Here is a 25935-nt window from a genome sequence, read left to right on the forward strand (position 1 = left end):
TTTTGAAATCTCGATTGTTTGAGACTTTTTTAAATTTAATCGTGATTTTTGAAAGACATATGCAGATATAGTAAACTTGTGTGGTTCATTTAAATACTGCAATCCAAAGAGAAACAATACTTTTGACTTGTTTTGACTTGCAGTAAGTTTGAATTATCGAGTATGCTATTTACATAAGTAAATAATGAGGTGTTCATGTGAAGAAAAACAGTAGAATAATTGCATTCTTGCTGTTGGTTGTTTTGCTTTTTGCAGGTATGGCAGCAACTTACAAGAGTGTAGTTAAAGACGTCCGTTTAGGATTGGACCTTCAAGGTGGATTTGAGGTATTATATCAAGTCAACCCACTGGAAAAAGGTGAGAAAATTGACGATAAGGCTGTTCAAGCAACAGCAAAAACCTTAGAAAACAGGGTCAATGTGCTTGGGGTTTCCGAACCTAAAATTCAAGTTGAAAATAATAACCGGATTCGTGTTCAATTAGCCGGTGTTAAAAATCAAAATGAAGCGCGAGACATCCTATCTTCTCAAGCCAATTTAACCATTCGTGATTCTGACGATCATGTTAAATTGACAGGTAAAGATTTAGTACAAGGTTCTGCAAAACAAGAATTCAAGCAAAATACGAACCAACCTGCCGTTACTTTTAAATTGAAAGACAGCAAAAAATTCAAAAAAGTAACAGAAGAAATTTCCAAACGTAAAGATAACGTTATGGTTGTTTGGTTAGACTATGAAAAAGGCGACAGTTATCAAAAAGAAAAAGATAAAAAAGATCCGAAATATGTATCTGCAGCTTCTGTTGACCAACCAATCAACTCAGACAGTGTAGAAATTTCTGGTGGATTCAATGGTGAAAAAGGTGTTCAAAAAGCAAAACAAATTGCGGACTTATTGAACTCAGGTTCACTACCAGTTCACTTGAAAGAATTGTACTCTAACTCAGTTGGTGCACAGTTCGGTCAAGATGCTCTTGATAAAACAATCTTTGGTTCTTTATTAGGTGTCGGCGTTATTTACTTATTCATGGTCGGCTTCTATAGATTGCCTGGTATTATTGCAGTGATTACATTAACAACATATATTTATATCACTCTTGTAGCCTTCAACTTTATCCATGGCGTGTTAACATTGCCTGGTTTGGCCGCATTAGTGTTAGGTGTAGGTATGGCTGTGGATGCCAACATTATTATGTATGAACGGATTAAAGATGAATTGAGGATTGGCCGAACCCTCAAACAAGCATTCCATAAGGCGAATAAAAGTTCCTTTATCACTATTTTGGATGCCAACTTGACTACAGTGCTGGCCGCTGCAGTGCTATTCTTCTTTGGTGAAAGTGCTGTTAAAGGGTTTGCGACGATGTTGTTACTAGCAATCTTAATGAGTTTCGTGACAGCAGTATTCTTAACACGTATCTTATTATCCTTGCTTGTTCAGTCTAATTATTTCAAAAACAGCTTCTGGTTATTTGGTGTTAACAAGAAAGATAGACATAATATCAACGAAGGTATTGATGTTTATCAATTGAAAACGCCATATGATCATTGGAACTTTATGAAACTTGCTAAACCGTTATTCTGGTTCAGTGGTATTGTGATATTAGCAGGTATAGTGATTCTCTTTATCTTTAAATTGAATCTAGGTATCGACTTTACAAGTGGTACACGTATCGATATGAAGGCTGATCATAAAATCACACAACAAAGTGTGACAAATACTTTAGATAAAGTGGGCATGAAGCCAGACCAAGTGGCACTATCTGGAAACAATGACAGTGCTTCAGTGCAGTTTAAACATGACTTAAGTAAAAATGAAGTTGCTAAAGTAAAATCAACTATTAATGATAAATTCGGTAATGATCCGACAGTAAATACTGTTTCGCCTGTCATTGGACAAGAAATCGCTAAAAATGCGTTGTTATCATTAATTTATGCTTCAATCGGTATGATTATATACATCTCATTACGATTTGAATGGCGTATGGGACTATCTTCAATCATCTCATTATTACATGATGCCTTTATGATTGTAGCTGTCTTCAGCTTATTTAGAATAGAAGTAGATGTAACGTTTATTGCAGCAGTACTGACGATTATCGGTTATTCCATTAATGATACTATCGTTACTTTCGATAGGGTTCGTGAAAACTTAAGTAAGATTAAAGTCATTACGAAACCAGAACAAATCGATAATATTGTCAACCATTCTATTAGACAAACATTAACAAGATCGATTAACACAGTATTAACAGTTGTAATCGTAGTAGTAGCATTATTAATCTTTGGTGCATCAAGTATCTTTAACTTTGCACTCGCGCTATTAATCGGTTTAATTTCAGGGGTGTTCTCATCTATCTTTATTGCTGTTCCTTTATGGGGCATGATGAAGAAACGTCAATTGAAAAAAACGCCTGATCATAGATTAGTTGTTCATCGTGAAAAACGCAGTAATGATGAAAAAATACTCGTATAATCGATTTGGTGAGGGGCTAGGACATTAATTTGTTCTAGCCCCTTTTCTCGTTAAAAAATGTTAAGATAGAGAAGTTACTTTTTATTTAAATGGTTCTTTTGTATAATGACATGTGGAAAAGAGGGAAGCCGGTTTATGATTAAAGCAAAATTCAAATGGGATTTGAAACAGAATTCAAAAGAAATTTCTGAACAAGTCGTCTCAGAAATGAAAATAACACCAATTGTACAGAAGATTTTAGAAAGCAAAAATATAATTGAAAAAGAAGATATTGAAGCGGTATTGCAAAAATCTACAATCCATCATGATCCTTATGAAATGAGTGATATGAAAAAAGCTATAGATCGGATTAACACGGCTATTGATAATCAAGAACGTATATTAGTATATGGAGATTATGATGCTGATGGCGTGACCTCAACGTCAATTTTAGTTTCTACACTTCAAGAGTTAGGTGCTGAAGTGGGTTGGTACATTCCTAATCGATTTACAGAAGGATACGGCCCTAACGAAGCTGCATTCAAAAATGCATATGATGAGGGCGTTAATTTGATTATTACCGTAGATAACGGAATCCAAGGCCATAAGGAAATTAAAGCAGCACAAGAATTAGGTATGGATGTGATTCTGACAGACCATCATGAAATCGGTGAAACACTACCAGAAGCCTTTGCTATTGTCCACCCGATGCATCCTGAATTTAATTATCCTTTTAAATACTTAAGTGGAGCGGGCGTAGCATTAAAAATAGCGCAAGCCTTGTTAGATCATCCTGCATCCTACTTTACGGTTTTAGCCGCGATCGGAACAGTCGCTGATTTAGTTTCTTTGACAGATGAGAACCGTGCAATTGTACAAAGCGGCTTAGATATATTAAATCAGACAGAATTCCCGTCTATTCAAGCATTACTTAATCATGCTGGATACAAAGACACTATTACAGAAGAAACAATAGGATTTGTGATTGGTCCACGATTAAACGCTGTAGGAAGATTGGATGATGCAAGTTTAGCAGCCGAATTGTTAATGTCTGAGAACCCAGAAGATGCAGAATTTCTAGCTGAGCAAGTTGAACATTTTAATCAAGAGCGTAAGGATATTGTGAATGAAATTTCAGACGAAGCTATACTGATGGCAGCAAATCAAGTTGAGAAAGGCAATCAATTTTTAGTATTAGCACAAGAAAATTGGCACGAAGGTGTCTTGGGCATTGCAGCTTCCAAAGTGGTGGAAACTTATGGCCTACCTACAATTATATTAAATATTGATAACGCACAAAATTTTGCTAAAGGTTCAGCAAGAAGTATCGAGCAAGTCTCTATGTATGATATTTTAGACAAAGAGCGCGAGCTTATTACCAAATTCGGAGGGCATCATATGGCGGCCGGTATGACGTTGCCTATCGAAAATATTGAACAGTTAAGTGAAGCTTTAAATCAACATATGATGGAAATTTCTCGTACTAAAGATATTTCTCCACGTAAAACCGTAGATTTAGTATTAGATGAAAACGATATTACAGTAAAAAATATTCGTGATATTCAAAAGTTGAGACCTTTTGGTACAGACTTCACAAGCCCGCTTTTTCAGCTTAATGATATTAAAATCATGCAAGCGAAAGGAATCGGTCAAGAAGGTAAGCATTTGAAAATGATACTTGGTAATTCCAAACTACAGAGTCTTTATTGGCAGCATGGGGATTACGCAAGCCAAATTGAACCTAATCAACCTATTAACATGATAGGAACATTACAAATTAACGAATGGAATGGTAATCAATCTCCTCAGTTTATGGTTCAAGATATGGCATCTGAAACGCTGCAAATATTAGATTTCAGAGGGAAAGCCAGACAGCAGTTAAAACTGCATGACGATGTTCCTGTTGCTGAAATTGTAAATAAAAAGCCTGAAAAAGAACACGAGCATCAATATTTTTATGGTGATGTTATTGAAAACGAATATGAACGCTATATTTTTAAAGAGTTGCCTTTAACCATTACGGCGATGGAAAATACGCTGGCTTCTTTACCGCAAAGTCAAATTATACTAGAACTCAACCATCGAAATTCCATTTATTTTGATGGCATGCCGGATTTGAATAAATTTAAGAAGTGCTATAAAGCGTTACTTTCAAAAAATAATGTGAATTTAAAACAAGATGGTATGCAACTATGTGAATACTTGAATGTAAAACCAGATGTACTTATTTTTATGCTCAAAGTCTTTAATGAATTGGATTTCATTGAAGATAATAATGGTATAATAACAGTGAACAAGGATGTAGAAAAGAAAGAAATTACTTCTAGTCGACTCTATCAAGCAAGAATGAATCGAATAGACGTAGAGAAGTTTTTGCTTTATGATGATTTTTCAAAAGTTAAATTATGGATAAAAGAGCAGCTAGCAAAGTAATTTAGGAGGATATAGAAAAAATGGATTTAAAACAGTATGTTTCAGAAGTACAAGATTGGCCGAAAGAGGGCGTCGATTTTAAAGATATTACAACAATTATGGATAACGGCAAGGCATATGGTTATGCGACAGATCAAATTGTAGAATTTGCACGAGAAAAAGAAGTAGATATTGTTGTAGGGCCTGAAGCGCGCGGTTTTATTATCGGATGTCCAGTTGCTTACTCTATGGGAATCGGTTTTGCTCCAGTCAGAAAAGAGGGCAAATTACCTCGTGAAGTCATTCGTTACGAATATGATTTAGAATATGGCACAAATGTACTTACTATGCACAGAGACGCTATTAAACCAGGTCAACGTGTATTGATTACTGATGATTTGTTAGCGACTGGCGGAACAATTGAAGCTACAATTAAACTTGTTGAAGAATTAGGTGGAATTGTTGTAGGAATTGCATTTATTATTGAATTAAAATATTTGCACGGTATTGATAAACTTGATGGTTATGACGTTTTAAGCTTAATTTCTTATGATGAGTAATTAAATAGATAAGAGAAAATAAATCGTTTGCTGATTACACAGTAAACGGTTTATTTATATTGATTTGCATTCAAATTAATATCTCATTAGAATTGTAAGTAAACTTCTTAAGTTAAAAGGGTGAGTTTAGAAGTAGGATGTAAAACTACTGTAAATTGAAAAGGTTCATTTATCTTTCAATTTATAGTAATATAGAAGTATTATTTAATAAATGTGGACAATAGGTAAAAGAGGTTCGAGGTAAAGTATGCGAACGAAAGTTGGTAGCTTTCCGCAATATTTTCGCAATACTAAAATAAATTCAAATTGGATTATATTTTACATACCTCATACGAACATTTTAAAAGTTAACGAATATGTGGGGGTGTCTAATGTGAATAATGAATATCCATATAGCGCAGACGAAGTATTATATAAAGCTAAATCTTATCTAAGCAAGGAAGAATACGAGCATGTACTGAAAAGCTATCATATTGCTTATGAAGCACATCAAGGACAGTTCAGAAAGAATGGTCTGCCTTATATCATGCATCCAATTCAAGTAGCAGGAATTTTAACTGAAATGCATTTGGATGGACCTACTATCGTAGCAGGTTTTCTACATGATGTGATTGAGGATACTCCATACACATTTGATGATGTTAAAGCAATGTTTAACGATGAAGTTGCAATGATAGTAGAAGGGGTAACTAAACTTAAAAAAGTTAAATACCGTTCCAAAGAAGAGCAACAAGCTGAAAACCATCGTAAATTGTTTATAGCAATTGCTAAAGATGTACGAGTAATTTTAGTTAAATTAGCAGATAGATTGCATAATATGCGAACACTTAAAGCGATGCCGCGAGAAAAACAAATTCGTATTTCTAAAGAAACATTAGAAATATATGCACCGCTTGCACACCGTTTAGGTATCAATACTATTAAATGGGAACTTGAAGATATTGCTTTACGATATATTGATGGCGTTCAATATTTTAGAATTGTCAATTTAATGAAAAAGAAACGTAGCGAAAGAGAAGCATATATCACTAATGCAATCGATCGGATACAAGCTGAAATGGATAAGATGCAAATTAACGGTGAAATAAACGGCAGACCTAAGCATATCTATAGTATTTATCGTAAAATGATGAAACAGAAGAAACAATTTGATCAAATATTCGATTTATTAGCAGTACGTATTATAGTAGACTCTATTAAAGATTGTTATGCAGTACTTGGTTTAGTTCATACTCTATGGAAACCTATGCCGGGCCGTTTTAAAGATTACATTGCCATGCCGAAACAAAATATGTATCAATCTTTGCATACCACAGTAGTAGGTCCAAATGGTGATCCTTTAGAAATTCAAATTCGTACACAAGAAATGCATGAAATTGCTGAACATGGTGTAGCAGCACACTGGGCTTATAAAGAGGGCAAGAAAGTTACAGAAGATAATTCGGGATATGCTAAAAAATTATCGTGGCTTAAAGATTTAGCAGAAGCGGATAAAACAGCAAATGATGCACAAGAATTTATGGAATCTCTTAAATTCGATCTACAAAGTGATAAAGTGTATGCCTTTACACCTCAAAGTGATGTCATTGAATTGCCGTACGGTGCTGTGCCAATTGATTTTGCTTACGCAGTACACAGTGAAGTCGGAAATAAAATGATCGGGGCAAAAGTCAATGGAAAAATAGAACCTATCGATTATGTATTGCAAACAGGAGATATAGTTGAGATACGTACGAGTAAGCATTCTTATGGGCCAAGCAGAGATTGGTTGAAAATTGTAAAATCATCTAGTGCTAAAAGTAAAATTAAAAGCTTTTTCAAAAAACAAGATCGTTCTTCTAATATTGAAAAAGGTAAATTTATGGTTGAAGCTGAAATTAAAGATCAAGGCTTTAAAGTTGAAGATGTTTTAACTGAAGATAATATTGAAGCGGTCAATGATAAATATAATTTTTCTAACGAAGATGATTTATTTGCAGCAGTCGGATTCGGTGGCGTGACATCTTCTCAAATTGTAAATAAATTAACGGAAAAACAACGTATTTTAGATAAGCAAAAAGCATTGAATGCAGCACAAGAAGTAACAAAGTCGGTGCCAATAAAAGATCACATTACTACTGATAGCGGTGTATACGTGGAAGGTATCGAAAATGTACTGATCAAGTTGTCAAAATGCTGTAATCCGATTCCAGGTGATGATATTGTGGGATATATTACCAAAGGCCACGGCATTAAAGTACATCGAACAGATTGTCCGAATATCAAGAATGAAACAGAACGTTTGATTGATGTTGAGTGGGTTAAATCTAAAGACTCCACGCAACGCTATCAAGTTGATTTAGAAGTAACAGCTTATGACCGCAATGGTTTGCTCAACGAAGTACTGCAAGCCGTCAATGCAACAGATAGTAATTTAGTTAAAGTTGCTGGTAAGTCCGATGTTGAAAAAAATGCAATCATCAACTTAAGCGTCATGGTTAAAAATGTCAACGAAGTATTTAAAGTTGTAGAACGCATCAAACAACTTGGCGATGTATATACAGTAACAAGAGTTTGGAATTAACAGAGGTGTTAAATAATGAAAATTGTCGTACAACGTGTGAAACAAGCATCCGTCACAAATGAATCAATACATGAAGAAATCGGCAAAGGACTTTGTCTTTTAGTCGGTGTTGGTCAAGATTCTACTGAACAGGACGTAGAAGCAATAGCCAAGAAGATTATTAATGCACGTATTTTTGAAGATGAAAATGGCAAATTAAATTTAAATGTCCAACAAGTAAATGGAGCAATTTTGTCGATTTCTCAATTTACATTATATGCAGATGTGAAAAAAGGTAATCGTCCAGGATTTTCTAATTCTAAACCACCTGAGGAAGCCAATCATTTATATGAAGCTTTTAATGAGGCCCTCAGACAATATGGTGTTGAAGTGAAAACTGGAGAATTTGGCACAGATATGTTGGTTAATATTGAAAATGACGGTCCTGTGACGATTATTTATGAAAGTCAGGATGGCAAAATTATATGAACCGTATCGAAAATTGGTTTAAGAAACGTAAACTCAAACCGATTCCTATATTTATTGCCTTAATCGCTTTAATTATTTTATTATTTATCATTATCTTAGTAGCAAATTATCAAACTGATCATGATGATAAAGTAACAATGAAAGAAGATGCTGAACTACGTACAGGTCCCAATGCTGTTTATCCAGAAATTTATCCGGCTGAAAAAGGTGAAACCTTTAAACAACTGGATAAAAAAGGCAAGTGGATTTATGTAACAACACAAGATGGCAAAGAAAAGGGATGGATTGCTGGATGGCATACTGATTTGAATATTGAACCAGATAACAACCCAAATGCCAAACCTTTAAAGAATAAAAAGATTGTGCTGGATCCTGGTCACGGAGGCGGTGACCAAGGTGCTTCCAGTTCAACTCATTTTAAATCCTTAGAAAAAAATTACACGCTTAAAACAGGTCAAGAGCTAAAGAAGTTGCTTGAACAAGAAGGTGCAAAAGTTAAAATGACGCGTGATAAAGATGAATACGTCAAACTCAAAGATCGTAATTTGAGCGGCGACGCATTTATCAGCTTACATAATGATGCGCTGAAATCACCTGATGCAAATGGAGTAACAGTCTATTGGTTTAAAAAACAACAAGAAGGCTTGGCTGAAGCTTTAAGTATGAGTATTCAAAAGAAAGCTATACTTTCTCCAAAAGGCGCGAGACAAGAAAATTATCAAGTACTGCGCCAATCTAAAATACCAGCAGTATTGATTGAATTAGGTTATATTAGTAATCCTACTGATGAGATGATGATTCGAGATGAATTGCATCGTCATATTGTAGAACAAGCAATTGTTGATGGGCTTAGAACCTATTTTTCAAATTAAACAGTTGCAAACATATCATAAAATCGTTATGATAGTATCTGAATAGTAAAGAAAATAAGAAAACTGTTATTATTCTTGAATAGACATTAAGAAATGCAATTAGAGAAATAATCCGTGGCTGAAAGATTATTCAGAGTATTTTTGTCATGATTGAACACAAGAAGAGGTGGAGTTTGATTTTGCGAAATCAACTCTCGTTTTACAAGCGTTAATTGTTGAAAGAGGAGCCATAGAATACGTTTAGGCTCAATTAGGGTGGCAACACGGAATTTTCGTCCCTTGTGTGATAGTGATATCATGCAAGGGATTTTTTTATTTATTAAAGGATGTGACATTATGATTAAAATCCCGCGTGGGACACAAGATATTCTTCCTGACCAAAGCAGAAAATGGAGATATATCGAAACTAAATTAGATGAATTAATGGAATTATATAATTATAAAGAAATTCGTACACCTATTTTTGAAAGTACTGATTTATTTGCTCGAGGCGTCGGTGATTCTACAGACGTGGTACAAAAAGAAATGTATACCTTTAAAGACAAAGGTGACAGAAGTATTACACTTCGACCTGAAGGTACAGCAGCGGTAGTACGTTCATATATTGAAAATAAAATGCAAGGAGATCCTAATCAACCGATTAAACTTTATTATAATGGACCGATGTTTCGTTATGAGCGTAAGCAAAAGGGACGTTATCGTCAGTTCAACCAATTTGGTGTAGAAGCTATCGGTGCTGAAGATCCAAGTATCGATGCGGAAATTTTAGCAATGGTGATGCATATATACCAATCATTTGGTTTAAAACATCTTAAATTGGTTATCAATAGCGTCGGTGATTTCGATTCTCGTAAACAATACAATGAAGCATTAATTGAGCATTTCGAACCCGTTATCGATACGTTCTGCAGTGATTGTCAAGCACGGTTGCATACTAATCCGATGCGTATTTTAGATTGTAAAGTAGATAGAGATAAAGAAGCGGTAAAAACTGCTCCGCGTATAACTGATTATCTCAATGAAGAATCTAAAGAATATTTTAACCAAGTTAAACAATATTTAGACGACTTAAATATTCCGTATGTTGAGGATCCAAATCTTGTGCGCGGTCTTGATTATTATACGCACACTGCTTTCGAATTAATGATAGACAGTCCCGATTATGATGGCGCTATTACTACCTTATGTGGGGGTGGACGTTATAATGGATTGCTAGAATTACTAGAAGGACCTAAACAAACAGGTATCGGTTTCGCCTTGAGTATCGAACGTCTATTATTAGCTTTAGAAGAAGAAGGCATTGAAATCGAAGAAGATGAACATTTAGATTTATTCATTGTCACAATGGGTGAAAAAGCTGATAGATATGCAGTCAATTTATTAAATGATTTACGTCATCACGGTATTAAAGCCGACAAGGATTATTTGAAACGCAAAATTAAAGGTCAAATGAAACAAGCCAACCGTGTAGGGGCAGAATATACAATCGTTATCGGCGAGCAAGAACTTGAAGATGGTAATATTGATATTAAACATATGGATAGTGGAGAATCTGATTCTATTCATTTAGCTGACTTAGTTTCTTATTTTGAAAGTAAGAAAGAAAAACAAGGAGAGAAGTAATATATGAGTAAAAGAACAACTTATTGTGGTCTAGTAACTGAAGATTTATTAGGACAACGTGTTACATTAAAAGGTTGGGTGCATAACCGCAGAGACTTAGGCGGTTTGATTTTCGTGGATTTACGTGACCGTGAAGGATATGTACAAATTGTATTTAACCCTGACTTTTCAAAAGAAGCCTTAGAAATTGCGGAATCTATCCGTAGTGAATATGTGATTGAAGTAGAAGGTACAGTTACCAAACGTGATCCTGAAACAGTCAACCCTAAAATCAAAACTGGTAATGTTGAAGTGCAAGTGGATCACATTAATATTATTAATAAAGCACAAACACCTCCATTTTCAATTAACGATGAAAACCAACAAGTAGATGAAAATATCCGCTTAAAATATCGTTATTTAGACTTAAGAAGACAAGAGCTTGCGCAAACTATCAAAATGCGTCATCAAATTACACGTTCAGTACGTGAGTTCTTAGATGGAGACGGTTTCTTAGATATTGAAACTCCGGTTTTAACTAAATCAACGCCAGAAGGTGCGCGTGACTATTTAGTACCTTCTCGTGTACACGAAGGGCAATTCTATGCCTTGCCGCAATCACCACAATTATTTAAACAGTTACTAATGATTAGTGGTTTTGATAAATACTACCAAATTGTTAAATGTTTCCGTGATGAAGATTTGCGTGCAGACAGACAACCTGAATTTACTCAAGTCGACGTTGAAATGAGCTTCGTAGATCAAGAAGATGTTATGGAAATGGGCGAAGCCTTGCTTAAAAAAGTAGTGAAAGATGTTAAAGGTGTTGAGTTGACTGATCAATTCCCACGTATGACTTACGCAGAAGCAATGGCACGTTACGGTTCAGATAAACCGGATACACGTTTTGATATGGAATTGAAAGACGTATCTGAACTTGGTCGTACTATGGACTTCAAAGTATTCAAAGATACAGTTGAAAAAGGTGGAGAAGTAAAAGCTTTAGCTGCTAAAGGCGCTGCTGATAAATATACACGTAAAGACATGGACGCTTTAACAGAATTTGTAAATATCTATGGTGCCAAAGGTTTAGCTTGGGTCAAAGTTGTAGAAGACGGCTTCAGTGGCCCGATTGCCAGATTCTTTGAAGATAAAGATGTTGAAAAAGTGAAAGAGTTGACTGGCGCAGAACCAGGCGACTTAGTAATGTTTGTAGCTGACAAACCTAGTGTTGTAGCACAAAGTTTAGGTGCATTACGTGTGAAATTAGCACATGAATTAGGTTTAATCGACAAAGACAAATTGAACTTCTTATGGGTAACTGATTGGCCGTTACTTGAATATGACGAAGATGAAAAACGTTATGTAGCAGCCCACCATCCATTTACTTCACCTAAAGATGAAGATTTAGACAAATTAGATTCAGAACCTGAAAAAGCACAAGCTAAAGCATATGATATTGTATTGAATGGCTATGAACTTGGCGGCGGTTCAATCAGAATTCATAATGCAGATATCCAATCAAAAATGTTTGAAGTATTAGGATTCACAAAAGAACAGGCACAAGAACAATTCGGTTTCTTATTAGATGCCTTCAAATTCGGTGCACCACCACATGGCGGAATCGCACTTGGTTTAGACCGCTTCGTGATGTTGCTTGCAGGACGTAATAACTTACGTGATACAATTGCATTCCCTAAAACTGCATCTGCAGTATCTCTTATGACTCAAGCACCAAGTGAAGTATCTGATAAACAATTAGAAGAACTATCACTCCGTATTCGTCATTAATACAAAATTCGCAGATTCGATAGTTTAAATTTGCAATTCGGTTAAAATGTGGTAATATTAACTCATAAGATAGTCGTCTGAAATACTCGTAGTTTGCTGTATGTATTTTGACCTAACACTCTTTGATCAGGGAGCCCAATAGGTTTTCTTGCAGCGCACACGCCTCTCTAGGAGGACGTGCAAAACAAGAAACAGGGCACCCACCTGTATATAGCAGGCCAAAATGATCAAGCTATTATAACTACGGTACAACGGATTCTATCGTACGCAGGGCATTTGCCTTGCGTATTTTTTTATTTATAAAGCTATTCATCCCCAGTTTATTAAAAATTAGAATTTGCTATAATAAATAGATGTAAAAATAAGGATTAAAGGAGTTTTCCAAAAATGAAACATCAGTTTTCACGTAATGAATTAGCTTACGGAAAAGAAGGTTTGGATTTACTTAAAAGTCAAACAGTTGCAGTTTTAGGAGTAGGCGGAGTAGGTTCGTTTGCGGCAGAAGCTTTAGCTAGAACCAATATCGGCCATATCATTTTAATTGATAAAGATGATGTAGATATTACTAATGTCAATCGTCAAATCCATGCTTTGACAACGACAATCGGTCAAAGCAAAGTGACATTGATGGAAGAACGTATTAAATTAATCAATCCTGATTGCAAGGTTACTTCACTCCATATGTTTTATAATGAAGATACATATGAGGCGCTGTTTAATGATTACGATATCGATTATTTTATCGATGCGAGTGATACGATTATGTATAAAGTACATTTAATGAGAGAATGTTTGAAACGTAATGTTAAGCTCATTTCGAGCATGGGAGCGGCTAATAAAACAGACCCGACACGCTTCCAAGTGGCTGATATCTCTGAAACTAATACAGATCCAATCGCTAAAATCATTCGTCAAAAATTAAAAAAAGAAGGCATTCGTAAAGGTGTACCTGTGGTATTTTCCGATGAAAGCCCGATTGTCATTCGTGAAGATGTTAAAGAAACAGTCGGAGATAAAAATGCAGCCACTAGAAAAGGACAAATCCCACCTTCTTCTAATGCATTTGTACCTAGTGTAGTAGGGTTGATTTGTGCAGGTTATGTGATTAATGATATTTTAAAAGATATTCCAGTTACACGCATTAAAGACAGAAAACAAGATAAATAAAGATTGTATATTAAAAAGCTGAGAAAGAATGAATTCCTCAGCTTTTCATTATACAACCATTTTATTAAAGATGTTTTTGTTGTTTGGTAATATTATCATAAATTTGTTTGAATTGCTGTTCTGCTTTTGAAGTAGATTTAGGATGATAATATTGACGATTTTTTAATTTATCTGGCAAGTATTGTTGCGGAATAAATCCACTTTCAGAGTTATGCGGATACTGATAACCGATAGCTCTACCTAATTTTTTAGCACTTGCATAGTGGCCATCTTTAAGATGATTAGGTACTTGTCCGGCTTGGCCTTTTCGTATATCAGATAAAGCTGCATCGATAGCTTTGATACCTGAATTAGATTTAGGCGACAGACATAACTCTATGACCGCTTGACTGAGCGGAATGCGTGCTTCTGGAAAGCCTAAGCGTTCTGCAGATTCTATAGCTGCTAGGGTACGTTGACCAGCACCTGGAGAAGCCAAACCTACATCTTCATAACTGATTACCAGCAAACGTCTAGCTATAGTCGGTAAATCGCCCGCTTCAATTAATCTCGCTAAATAATGTAATGCTGCATCTGTATCACTGCCGCGAATAGATTTTTGGAACGCACTCATAACATCGTAATGCATATCACCGTCTTTATCACTCATGAAACTTCCTTTTTGCAAACAATCTTGTGCATCTTCAAGCGTAATGTGTACTGTGCCATCATCTTCAGGTTGAGCACTTAAGACAGCGAGCTCTAAGGCATTTAAAGCAGCGCGCACATCTCCTTGACTTTGTGTAGAAAAATATTGGAGTGCATCGTCATCAATTTTGACGTTATAGTCAGCTAAACCGCGTTCTTTTTCCGAAAGTGCACGTTCTAAAGCTGTTTTGATACCATTTTCCTCCAAAGGATATAATTCAAAAATTTGTGCTCTTGAGCGAATTGCCGGATTAATTGCATGATAAGGGTTAGATGTCGTAGCACCGATTAAGACGATTTTTCCATTTTCTAAATGGGGTAATAAAAAGTCTTGTTTCGACTTATCTAATCGATGAATTTCATCTAATAATAAGATAACTTGGCCAGACATTTTGGCTTCTTCAACTACCATTTGCATATCTTTCTTTGTATTAGTTACAGCATTCAATTGTCTGATTTTAAATTGTGTTGAGCCTGCAATAGCTTTAGCAATACTTGTTTTGCCTATTCCTGGTGGCCCGTAGAAAATCATAGATGTGAGCCGTTTAGCCTCCACCATTCTTCTGATAACTCCTTTGGGTCCGACCAGGTGTTGTTGCGAAATGATTTCATCCAGGTTTTGGGGTCGCATTCTGGAAGCTAATGGTTCATTATTCAATATCGTTTCACACCTTTCTGTTACTATATTAACGTAAAAAATGCTAAAATTGAATAAAACAAAATCGGATTAAGCGAGGTAATAACATGAAAATTTCAACTAAAGGGAGATACGGATTAACTTTAATGATTTCCCTAGCTAAGCGAGAGGGACAAGGTTGCGTATCCTTAAAAACAATAGCAGAAGAGAACAATCTTAGTGATCTATACTTAGAACAATTGGTGGGGCCGTTAAGAAATGCCGGTCTTATACGAAGTGTTCGTGGGGCAAAAGGCGGGTACCAACTTCGCGTACCAGCTGAAGAAATTAAAGCCGGCGATATTATCCGTCTATTAGAAGGTCCGATATCATTTGTTGAAAGTATTGATTCTGAGCCACCAGCACAAAAAGAATTATGGTTAAGAATGCGCGACGCAGTAAGAGAAGTACTTGATGGTACGACGTTAAAATATTTAGCAGAGTTCAATGATTCCGATAAACTTGATAACTATATGTTCTATATTTAATTGAGAAAGGTTTGCCAACTGACGTTAGGTTGGTGAACCTTTTTTATAATTGTATAATTAATTTAATCGTTTTGTTTATAAAATATTTTTCTGGGGTATGTAAATATATCACATCAAGAAGATATAACCTTAGATGTTATCTCGAGGAGGAAGATAATGATGAAAGACGAAAAAAATAAAATTAAAGATTATGAAGAATATGCAAGAAAACATGCTGATCCGAAAAAAATGGAAGAACATGAATCTAATAAAGAGAAGGGTCAGCATGTTATGGATGAAATGCACGATGAATTAGTAAAACACGGTGGTCCAGATAAACCGAGCAAATAATGTTTAATGTACGACTTTAAAGGTAAATAAATATCTGAAATAACTTTTGGAGGGATTCATAATGGCTAACAAAGAAGAAAATAAATTCGAACAAGCAAAAGGCAATGTAAAAGAAACAGTAGGCAACGCTACTGATAATAAAGATTTAGAAAATGAAGGTAAAGCAGATAAAACTTCTGGTAAAATTAATGAAAAAGTAGATGAAGCTGCTGATAAAGTCAAAGACTTCACTGATAAAGTCAAAGATAAATTCAATAAAGATAAATAAGTATGTAAACAAAAAAACGCCCGAAAATGGGCGTTTTTTTATGCTATAATTTTTCGATGACATTTTTCAAACGTTTATACGATTCTGTTTGTTTATCTTGATCATAGATATAGCTGACAGCCATCAGTTCATCAATCTCTCCATAGAAATCGATAAAATCTTCTAGCTGTGCTTTCACAGTTTCTTCAGAACCGATTAAAGAATCTTGAGCACGTTTTTCTGCCATCTGCAATTCAGCAGGCGTTAAAAGTGAAGCTAAATCATCAGTTGGCGGTTGCAGTGGCTGCATTCTGCCTCGTGCAATACTAATCATCACTTGTGCTAATGAAGTTGATAGTTTTTTAGCTTCCTCATCTGTATCAGCTACGATAGCATTTAAACATACAATAACATATGGTTTATCAAGTACGTCAGAAGGCTCAAATAACTCTTTGTAAATTTCAATAGCATCTTTCATTTGTTGCGGTGCAAAATGTCCTGCAAATACGTACGGCAATCCTTGTCTAGCTGCTAAATGTGCAGAGTCTGTAGAAGAACCTAAGATATATAAAGGAACATTTTTGTTAACAGCGGGATAAGCGCGTACATAGCCTTGTTGTTTTTCAGGGCCGAAAAATTTCTGTAGTTGAGCGACTTCTTCAGGGAATGCATAAACGCCATTGTGTTGATCGCGTCTTAAAGCACTAGCAGTCATCATATCTGTACCAGGAGCACGGCCAAGTCCCAAATCAACGCGATTTGGGTAAATAGTTTCTAATGTACCGAACTGTTCAGCAACGACTAATGGTGCGTGGTTTGGAAGCATAATCCCTCCAGAACCTACACGGATATTTGAAGTTTGCGCTAAAGTATGTTGGATAAGCAATACAGTTGCTGAACTAACTAAATTGGGTGCATTGTGATGTTCTGCAATCCAATAACGTTCATAGTCCAGTTCATCTAAATCCTGAGCAAGTTTAACCATATCATCAATTGCTTCTTTTTCATTGCCACCTTCGCGAATAGGTACTAAGTTTAAAGCGGAAAGTTTAATATCACTCACAAATTTAGCCTCCTTATATAATTTATGCCCTCATTATAACAGTGGTTTGTAAAAGAAAATATTTAATTGCTTATCAAAATAGCTCATGGTGTTATAATTAAATCAAGCAGAGCACTAGAAAAATTGACATGTTGGTGCTAGAATTGGAACATTGATAAAATTGTGAGGAAGTGTCTGACTAATGGAAGTATATGCAGATTATGCAGCAACTACTCCTGTGAAACCAGAAGTTATAGAGAAAATGATGGAGTTATATTCGCATCATTATGGTAATCCGTCATCTATTCATAGTGTCGGCAGAGATGCGCGCCAGTATTTAGATGCAGCACGTAGAGAAATGGGTTCTCTTTTAGGGGCAAAGCCTAATGAGATTATTTTTACCAGTGGTGCAACTGAATCTAATAATACTGCAATTAAGGGTCTAGCTTATGCAAACCAGCATAAGGGCAAGCACATGATTACTTCTAAGATTGAACATCATTCTGTTTTGCATGTCTTTGAACAACTTGAACGCGAGGGATTCGAAGTTACTTATCTGGATGTTGACCGAGAAGGCATTGTGGATTTAGCACAACTTAAAGAAGCGATGCGCGAAGATACCATATTAGTATCTATTATGTTTGTAAATAATGAAGTCGGCACTGTCCAACCGATGTATGAAATAGAAGAAATTGTAAAGCAATGTGATGCAATGTTGCATGTTGACGCGGTGCAAGCTATAGAACATTTGCCTATTAAATTTGATGAATTTCAGTTTGACAGTATGAGTTTAACTGCACATAAATTCGGCGGTCCAAAGGGCGTAGGTGCTTTATTAGTAAAAGAAAAAACACCCATAAAATTTTCTCAGCTTGGCGGTAGTCAAGAAACCAAACGTCGTGCGGGAACTGAAAATGTATCTCAAATTGCTGGAATGGCAGAAGCATTGAAAATTGCTGCAGCTCATCGTGACGAAAATAATATTCATTTAATGAATCTAAAAGAGTTATTTTTAGTGCAATTGCAAGAACGTAGTATTCCTTTTGAAGTCAATGGTTCCATGACGGATACCACGGGACATGTGTTAAATATCTATTTCCCTTTTATTGACGTAGAAACGATGTTGACTTTGTTAGATTTAGCTAACATCAGTGTATCATCAGGCTCAGCTTGTACTGCAGGTTCTACTATGCCGTCACACGTGTTAGAAGCTATGTATGGCGAAGATCCAAGAACAAAACAATCTATCCGCTTCAGTTTCAATGAACTGACAACTGAATTGGAAATAAAATATATCGTAGCAGAAATTCAAAAGATTTATCATAGATTTAAGGAGGAATAAACTTGAGCAACCAAGATACAAGAGTTGTTGTCGGTATGTCAGGCGGCGTTGATAGTTCGGTTACAGCATATTTGCTGAAAGAGCAAGGCTATGACGTCATCGGTATCTTCATGAAAAACTGGGATGACACCGATGAAAATGGTGTTTGTACAGCAACTGAAGATTATAATGATGTAATTGCTGTCTGCAACCAAATCGGCATCCCTTATTATGCTGTTAACTTTGAACAAGAATACTGGGATAAAGTATTTACTTATTTCCTAGATGAATATAAAAAAGGACGTACCCCTAATCCAGATGTAATGTGCAATAAAGAAATTAAATTCAAAGCATTTTTAGATCATGCAATGAAGTTAGGTGCAGATTATGTTGCAACAGGACATTATGCACAAGTGAGACGGGATAAAAATGGAAATGTTGAAATGTTGCGTGGTGTAGACAACAATAAAGACCAAACCTATTTCTTGAATCAATTGACACATAAACAATTATCAAAAGTCATGTTCCCGTTAGGTGGTATGGAAAAATCTGAAGTACGTCGTATTGCAGCTGAACAAGATTTAGCAACAGCTAAGAAAAAAGACTCCACAGGTATCTGTTTTATCGGAGAACGTAATTTCAAAGAATTCTTATCCAATTATTTACCAGCGCAATCAGGCGATATGCGTACGTTAAATGGTAAGAAAATGGGTACACACAGTGGCTTAATGTACTATACAATCGGCCAACGCCATGGTTTAGGTATCGGCGGAGATGGAGATCCGTGGTTTGTAGTCGGTAAAAACTTAGAAGACAATGTTTTATATGTAGAACAAGGTTTCCATCATGATGCACTTTACAGTGATTACTTAATTGCATCAGATGTTTCACTTGTGAATGATATCGATTTAGCAAACGGCTTAGAATGTACAGCAAAATTCAGATATCGCCAAAAAGATACAAAAGTTACAGTTACAAGTATCGGAGAAAACCAAATTCGCGTAGACTTTGATGAACCTGTGCGTGCGATTACGCCTGGACAAGCAGTAGTGCTATACGATGGAGATGTATGTCTCGGTGGTGCAACGATTGATGATGTCTATAAAGAAGCAGGTCAATTAACATATATTGTATAAAGGAATAGTAGAGAGACGAGACAATACCTCGTCTCTTTTTTTACATAAAATGCTTTATTTCTGTTAAAATATATATTTGAATCGAGATAGAAATGAGGACTGAAAAATGGAACAAGAAGCAATCTATCAACTCATAAAAGAAGGCAAATTTGAAGAAGCTTTAAAAGCTTTATTTGAAAATATAGAACAAAACCCTGAAGCTATTGAAAACTATATTAATTCAGGAATCTTGCTTGCTGAAGCTGGAGAAGTAGAAAAAGCAGAGAAATTTTTCCAAAAAGCTTTAACTATTAATCCTGATAATGGTGCAATTTATTATAATCTGGCAAATGTTTACTATAATGCTGAAAGCTATAATGATGCGATTAAATTATATCAGCAAGCTTTGCAAAAAGGAGTAGATGAAGCGGATACCAATTATATGATTGGTATGTCATTCAATCAATTAGGCGCATTCAAAGAAGCGTTGCCATTTTTAATGCGGGCAGCTGAACTTGATGAGAAGAATGATGAAGAAATTCAATTTCAATATGGTTTAGTATTGTGCCATTTAGAAATGTTCGACGCTGCAATACAGCAGTTAGATAAAGTGCTAAATATCAATTCTGAAAATACAGATGCGCTTTATAATCGTGGTCTTGCAGGCTATATGCAATCTGAAAATACTAACGATGCTCTGCCATATTTTGAACGCGCAGTCAAAATTGATCCTCAGCATTTGTTAAGTCAGCACGCAATTAAAACGTTTAAACAACTTGAGCAAGAGGAGGAATAACACTTGAGCAACCCTACATTATTTGATTACTCTATGGTCAAAGGTACGGTCGAAGCCATTCTTTTTCAAAATAAAGAAAACTTCTATACTGTGCTGAAAGTAGATCCTATTGAAACGAATGAAGAATTTGATAGTATGCCGACAATTGTAGGGTTCTTTCCTGAAATTGCAGAAGGTGATGTGTATACCTTCAAAGGACAAGCGGTTACACACCCGAAGTATGGCAAACAGTTGAAAGCAGAAACCTTTGAAAAAGAATTACCGCAAACAAAAGATGCTATTGTCAGTTATTTGTCTAGTGATTTATTTAAAGGTATCGGAAAGAAAACAGCAGAAAATATTGTCGCTACACTTGGCGAAAACGCGATTAATAAAATTTTGGATAACGAAGAAGCTTTGGCTGAAGTCCCACATTTATCTAAGAAAAAGCAAAAACAAATTGCCGAACAAATCTATAGTAACCAAGAAGTAGAAAAGATTATGATACGTCTGCATGATTTAGGTTTCGGCCCTAAATTATCTATGAATATTTATCAGGTCTATCAAGTAGAGACATTATCGGAAATTGAAAAGAATCCATATCAGCTGGTCTATGATGTGAAAGGTGTCGGTTTTAATAAAGCTGACACTTTAGCTAAAAATCTTGGGATAGAATACAACGACCCCGAGCGATTGAAAGCTGGCTTATTGTATACCATTGAAGAAGAATGTATTAAACAAGGCCACACTTATTTGCCGAAAGATTATGTCATAGAAGCCTCTCAAGATACGTTATCGCAAGTACATAGCGAATCTATTGATGCTAAATTGTTGGAAGAGATGATTTTGCAACTGACAGAGGAAGAGAAGCTGGTGGAAGCGGATGAAACCCTTTCTGTTCCAAGTTTATATTATTCCGAAGTGAAAAGTGTACAGAATTTATATCGTATAGAAGCACATCAAACCAAATTAGAAACTATCGAGCAATCAGACTTGCAGATGCATATCGGTGAAATTGAAGATATGAATAAAGTGAATTATGCCGCTTCGCAAAAGGAAGCCTTAGAGACTGCAATCAATTCTAAAGTAATGCTGCTGACTGGCGGTCCAGGTACAGGGAAAACTACGGTTATCAAAGGGATTGTGGAACTTTACGCAGAAATCCACGGTTTATCGCTCGATTATGATGATTATAATGAAGACGATTATCCTATCGCCTTAGCAGCGCCTACAGGACGAGCCGCTAAAAGATTACAAGAATCTACGGGTTTAGAAGCCATGACGATTCATCGTTTGATTGGTTGGAGTCAAGAAACGAAACCAGAAGATGTATTAGAAAATGAAATTAATGCTAAGTTGATTATCATTGATGAAATGTCGATGGTAGATACTTGGTTGTTCCATCAATTTTTAAATGCCGTACCGATTGATGCGCAAGTTATTCTAGTTGGTGATGAAGACCAATTACCTTCTGTAGGACCAGGTCAAGTCTTTAAGGACTTGATTGATTCTAAAGTGATACCACGCGTGAATTTGACCGAAGTTTATCGGCAACAAGATGGTTCAAGCATTATCGAATTAGCGCATAAAATGAAATTAGGACAACCAATTGATATTACTCAACGCTTCCATGATCGCAGTTTCATCCCATGCAGTGCCGATCAGATTCCTGATGTCGTTAATAAAGTAGTGACTTCCGCTGTTAAAAAAGGATATGATATGAGCGATATACAGGTGCTAGCACCTATGTATAGAGGAAGCGCAGGTATTAAACGCTTAAATAAAGTACTTCAAGATATCTTGAACCCTAAAGAAGAAGATACTCGAGAAATAGAATTTGGCGATGTTGTTTTTCGAAAAGGCGATAAAGTACTACAACTAGTGAACCGTCCGAATGATAATATCTTCAATGGTGATATTGGAGTTATTCAAGGTATTTTCTGGGCAAAAGAAAATGAATTAAATAAAGACGTCTTGGTTGTGGATTTTGAAGGTAATGAAATCACTTTTACGAAACAAGACATGATGGAATTGACGCATGCTTACTGTACTTCAATTCATAAAGCACAAGGTTCAGAGTTTCCAATCGTGATTATGCCGATTGTTAAACAGTATTATCGTATGCTGCAACGACCGATTATCTATACAGGTTTGACTCGCGCAAAACAATCATTAGTCTTTTTAGGAGACAGCCAAGCCTTTGATATTGGAATGCAAACGTACGGACAGGTGCGTATGACCCGCATGGCACAACTACTGCGCGATTATTTCGGCACGGAAGCATCGTCAAGTGAAACTGAAGAGAACCATTCAACTTCAACTGCAGAACAAAATACTAAAGTCATCGAACTGTCAGAAGCTACTATTTTCAAAATCGATCCGATGATTGGAATGGGCGATGTTACACCTTATAGTTTTGCGCCTGAAAAATAAAGTCACCTTCGAAACAACATATAATTGACATTTAAGCACCATCCATCTAAAATAAAATTAAATTCACATAAAGATGAGTAGTCAATGTACTATGCTTGAGAGAGGTGCCGGTTGGTGAAAGGTATCGCAAACATTGATGAACGCTACTTTATGTCAGTCCGTATAAACAATGAGTGATGTGTAGTGTGGATTGTACACATAACTAGGGTGGTACCGCGATACATTCGTCCCTTTTTGGATGAATGTATTTTTTTATGCTCAAGTATACGGAGCTTATCATCGTAAATTAGGAGTGAGGATATATGAAGCAATTGAAAGCTAGTGAAATCAGACAAAATTTTATTGATTATTTTAAAGAACAGGGACATATGGTAGAACCTTCCGCACCGCTTGTACCGATTAATGATGATTCTTTATTATGGATCAACTCAGGTGTTGCAACACTGAAAAAATACTTTGACGGTCGTGAAATTCCGAAAAAACCAAGAATTGTCAACTCTCAAAAAGCCATTAGAACCAATGATATTGAAAATGTAGGATTCACTGCACGCCACCATACATTTTTCGAAATGCTTGGCAACTTTTCTATCGGTGATTATTTCAAACGTGAAGCGATTGAATTTGCTTGGGAATTTTTAACAAGTGATCGTTGGATGGGAATGGAACCTGAAAAATTATATGTAACGATTCATCCTGAGGATACAGAAGCGTATGATTTATGGCATGATGTTATCGGATTAGAAGAAAGTCGTATTATTCGTATCGAAGGCAATTTCTGGGATATCGGTGAAGGTCCATCTGGTCCGAACACAGAAATTTTCTATGATCGTGGACCAGAATATGGTAAAGACGATCCAGCTGAAGAAATGTACCCTGGCGGTGAAAATGAACGTTACCTTGAAGTGTGGAACTTAGTATTCAGTGAATTTAATCATAATAAAGATCATACCTATACTCCGCTTCCCAATAAAAATATTGATACCGGCATGGGTCTGGAACGTATGGCTTCTATCGCGCAAAATGTACGTACCAACTACGAAACAGACTTGTTTATGCCGATTATTGAAGATGTAGAACAAATTTCAGGTAAAAAATATCAAGAAAATGCAGAACAAGATGTTGCTTTTAAAGTCATTGCAGACCATATCCGTACAATTGCCTTTGCTATTGGTGATGGTGCTTTACCTGCAAACGAAGGACGCGGATATGTATTACGTCGCTTGTTGCGTCGTGCAGTACGTTTCAGTCAATCTCTAGATATTAATGAGCCATTCATGTATCGCTTAGTCGACACAGTAGCAGAGATTATGGAACCTTATTACCCAGAAGTGAAACAAAAAGCAGATTTCATCAAACGTGTTATTAAATCTGAAGAAGAACGTTTCCACGAAACATTAGAAGAAGGTTTAGCTATCTTGAACGATATGATTAAAGAGGCTAAAGCTGGCGGTAATGTGATCAATGGTAAAGATGCTTTCAAATTATATGATACGTACGGTTTCCCAATTGAATTAACAGAAGAAATTGCCGATAACGAAGGTTTAACTGTAGATATGAAAACCTTCGAAGCGGAAATGCAAAAACAAAGAGATCGTGCTCGTCAAGCACGTCAAAAATCAGAATCTATGCAAATCCAAAGTGAAGTATTAAAAAATATCACTACAGCAAGTACGTTTACAGGCTATGATGTGATGGATCAAAACACTAAAATTACAGACATCATTGTAAACGGTGAACGTGTAGAGAAAGCAGACGCTGGCGATACGGTATTCTTTGTACTTGAACAAACACCATTTTACGCTGTCAGCGGTGGACAAGTGGCTGACCAAGGTACAGTGAGCAACGAAAACTTTGAAATTGAAGTGACAGAAGTGACGAAAGCTCCAAATGGTCAAAACTTGCATAAAGGTGTAGTTCAATTCGGACAAGTATCTGAAGGTGCGGAAGTTGAAGCTTCAGTGAACCATGCAGATCGTCGCGACATTAAGAAAAACCATAGTGCGACTCACTTATTGCATGCCGCTTTAAAAGAAGTACTAGGTGATCACGTGAATCAGGCGGGTTCTCTAGTTGAAGGCGACCGATTACGTTTCGACTTTTCACACTTTGGTCCAGTAACAGAAGAAGAATTAGAACAAGTTGAACGCCGTGTTAATGAGGAAATTTGGAAAGGCATTGATGTGACTATCAAAGAAATGCCGATAGAAGAAGCGAAAGCATCTGGAGCAATGGCATTATTCGGAGAAAAATATGGCGATATTGTGCGTGTAGTAGATATGTCACCATTCTCTATTGAATTATGTGGTGGTATTCACGTTAACAACACATCTGAGATTGGTTTATTCAAGATTGTCAGTGAATCAGGAACTGGTGCAGGCGTACGCCGTATTGAAGCATTAACTGGTAAAGCTGCTTTCTTATATCTTGAAGCTATCCAAAATAAATTTAAAGCAGTTAAGCACCAAGTAAAAGCTAAAGAAGATGACCAAGTAGCTGAAAAAGTAAATCAACTCATCGACAACGAAAAACAATTGCATAAACAATTAGAACAACGTAATCAAGAAATCACTGCATTGAAAATGGGTAATATTGATGATCAAGTAGAAGAAATGAACGGCTTGAAAGTCTTAGCCTTGCAAGTAGAAGCTGAAAATGCAAAAGCATTACGTCAGACAATGGATGATTTCAAATCAAAATTACAAGATACAGTGATTATTTTAGCAAGTGATGTCGGCGGTAAAGTAGCACTCGTTGCCACAGTACCTAAAGCTGAAACAGATAAAATTAAAGCTGGGGACATTATTAAAAACATGGCACCAGTGGTCGGCGGTAAAGGCGGCGGTCGTCCTGATATGGCTCAAGGCGGCGGAAGTGAACCAAGTAAGATAACAGAGGCATTACAATTCATTAAAAACTACATTAAAACGCTATAA

19 protein-coding genes, 1 other RNA gene and 1 other annotated feature are annotated in these 25935 nt (G+C 36.0%); of the genes, 18 read left to right on the forward strand and 2 right to left on the reverse strand.

Annotation, left to right across the window (positions count from 1 at the left end):
- The first annotated feature begins 197 nt into the window (after positions 1–197).
- The 10 genes from secDF (at position 198) to CKV71_RS06425 (ending at position 13888) form a co-directional block, all read left to right on the forward strand.
- The gene (secDF, locus tag CKV71_RS06380) at positions 198–2474 is read left to right on the forward strand and encodes a protein translocase subunit SecDF (RefSeq protein WP_095104883.1); all 2277 of its coding nucleotides are present in this window, start codon (positions 198–200) and stop codon (positions 2472–2474) included.
- 135 nt (positions 2475–2609) lie between these two features.
- Complete coding sequence (gene recJ, locus CKV71_RS06385) at positions 2610–4886, forward strand: single-stranded-DNA-specific exonuclease RecJ (RefSeq protein ID WP_095104885.1); 2277 nt, start codon at positions 2610–2612, stop codon at positions 4884–4886.
- Between the two features lie 20 nt (positions 4887–4906).
- A complete protein-coding gene (locus tag CKV71_RS06390; RefSeq protein ID WP_095104886.1) occupies positions 4907–5425 on the forward strand; it encodes an adenine phosphoribosyltransferase in 519 nt (172 codons plus the stop codon).
- A 373-nt stretch (positions 5426–5798) separates the two neighbouring features.
- Entirely contained in the window at positions 5799–7988 is a 2190-nt protein-coding gene (locus CKV71_RS06395) for a RelA/SpoT family protein (RefSeq protein ID WP_095104887.1), read from the forward strand.
- Positions 7989–8003: 15 nt separating this feature from the next.
- Positions 8004–8456, forward strand: a complete 453-nt coding sequence (gene dtd, locus CKV71_RS06400) for a D-aminoacyl-tRNA deacylase (protein WP_095104888.1) — start codon at positions 8004–8006, stop codon at positions 8454–8456.
- A complete protein-coding gene (locus CKV71_RS06405; protein ID WP_095104889.1) occupies positions 8453–9328 on the forward strand; it encodes an N-acetylmuramoyl-L-alanine amidase in 876 nt (291 codons plus the stop codon). Before dtd ends, CKV71_RS06405 begins: the two co-directional genes overlap by 4 nt.
- 336 nt (positions 9329–9664) lie before the next feature.
- Positions 9665–10951, forward strand: coding sequence for a histidine--tRNA ligase (gene hisS / locus CKV71_RS06410; protein ID WP_095104891.1), 1287 nt, complete (start codon positions 9665–9667; stop codon positions 10949–10951).
- Between the two features lie 3 nt (positions 10952–10954).
- Positions 10955–12721 (forward strand): aspartate--tRNA ligase, encoded by a 1767-nt coding sequence (gene aspS, locus CKV71_RS06415; protein WP_095104893.1) that lies wholly within the window; start codon positions 10955–10957, stop codon positions 12719–12721.
- 71 nt (positions 12722–12792) lie between these two features.
- A non-coding RNA gene (gene ssrS, locus CKV71_RS06420) (6S RNA) lies at positions 12793–12983 on the forward strand.
- 125 nt (positions 12984–13108) lie between these two features.
- Complete coding sequence (locus CKV71_RS06425; RefSeq protein WP_095104895.1) at positions 13109–13888, forward strand: tRNA threonylcarbamoyladenosine dehydratase; 780 nt, start codon at positions 13109–13111, stop codon at positions 13886–13888.
- Between the two features lie 64 nt (positions 13889–13952).
- Here CKV71_RS06425 and CKV71_RS06430 read toward each other — a convergent pair whose 3' ends face one another.
- Complete coding sequence (locus tag CKV71_RS06430; protein WP_095104897.1) at positions 13953–15233, reverse strand: replication-associated recombination protein A; 1281 nt, start codon at positions 15231–15233, stop codon at positions 13953–13955.
- Between the two features lie 86 nt (positions 15234–15319).
- On the opposite strand from CKV71_RS06430, the gene cymR reads away from it, so the two are divergent.
- The 3 genes from cymR to CKV71_RS06440 all read left to right on the forward strand — a co-directional run bounded on the left by cymR (position 15320) and on the right by CKV71_RS06440 (position 16337).
- Entirely contained in the window at positions 15320–15739 is a 420-nt protein-coding gene (gene cymR, locus CKV71_RS06435; RefSeq protein ID WP_095104899.1) for a cysteine metabolism transcriptional regulator CymR, read from the forward strand.
- A 156-nt stretch (positions 15740–15895) separates the two neighbouring features.
- Positions 15896–16069, forward strand: a complete 174-nt coding sequence (locus CKV71_RS12430) for a hypothetical protein (protein ID WP_157738594.1) — start codon at positions 15896–15898, stop codon at positions 16067–16069.
- 61 nt (positions 16070–16130) lie between these two features.
- Positions 16131–16337: a CsbD family protein gene (locus CKV71_RS06440; protein WP_095104901.1), complete on the forward strand. Its 207-nt coding sequence runs from the start codon at positions 16131–16133 to the stop codon at positions 16335–16337.
- A gap of 43 nt (positions 16338–16380) precedes the next feature.
- Here CKV71_RS06440 and CKV71_RS06445 read toward each other — a convergent pair whose 3' ends face one another.
- Positions 16381–17379, reverse strand: a complete 999-nt coding sequence (locus CKV71_RS06445) for an LLM class flavin-dependent oxidoreductase (RefSeq protein ID WP_095104903.1) — start codon at positions 17377–17379, stop codon at positions 16381–16383.
- Between the two features lie 181 nt (positions 17380–17560).
- Between CKV71_RS06445 and CKV71_RS06450 the strand changes: the two genes are divergently transcribed.
- The 5 genes from CKV71_RS06450 to alaS all read left to right on the forward strand — a co-directional run bounded on the left by CKV71_RS06450 (position 17561) and on the right by alaS (position 25935).
- The gene (locus tag CKV71_RS06450) at positions 17561–18700 is read left to right on the forward strand and encodes a cysteine desulfurase family protein (RefSeq protein ID WP_095104905.1); all 1140 of its coding nucleotides are present in this window, start codon (positions 17561–17563) and stop codon (positions 18698–18700) included.
- Between the two features lie 2 nt (positions 18701–18702).
- Positions 18703–19815, forward strand: coding sequence for a tRNA 2-thiouridine(34) synthase MnmA (gene mnmA, locus CKV71_RS06455; RefSeq protein WP_095104907.1), 1113 nt, complete (start codon positions 18703–18705; stop codon positions 19813–19815).
- Positions 19816–19921: 106 nt separating this feature from the next.
- Positions 19922–20590 carry a tetratricopeptide repeat protein gene (locus tag CKV71_RS06460; RefSeq protein WP_095104909.1) on the forward strand — a complete coding sequence of 223 codons (669 nt, stop codon included), beginning with the start codon at positions 19922–19924 and terminating at the stop codon, positions 20588–20590.
- 3 nt (positions 20591–20593) lie between these two features.
- The gene (gene recD2 / locus CKV71_RS06465; protein WP_095104911.1) at positions 20594–23002 is read left to right on the forward strand and encodes an SF1B family DNA helicase RecD2; all 2409 of its coding nucleotides are present in this window, start codon (positions 20594–20596) and stop codon (positions 23000–23002) included.
- 61 nt (positions 23003–23063) lie between these two features.
- Positions 23064–23237: a binding site (T-box leader), on the forward strand.
- Positions 23238–23304: 67 nt separating this feature from the next.
- A complete protein-coding gene (gene alaS, locus CKV71_RS06470) occupies positions 23305–25935 on the forward strand; it encodes an alanine--tRNA ligase (RefSeq protein WP_095104913.1) in 2631 nt (876 codons plus the stop codon).

This window comes from Staphylococcus piscifermentans (genome assembly GCF_900186985.1).
Taxonomy (GTDB): Bacteria; Bacillota; Bacilli; order Staphylococcales; family Staphylococcaceae; genus Staphylococcus; species Staphylococcus piscifermentans.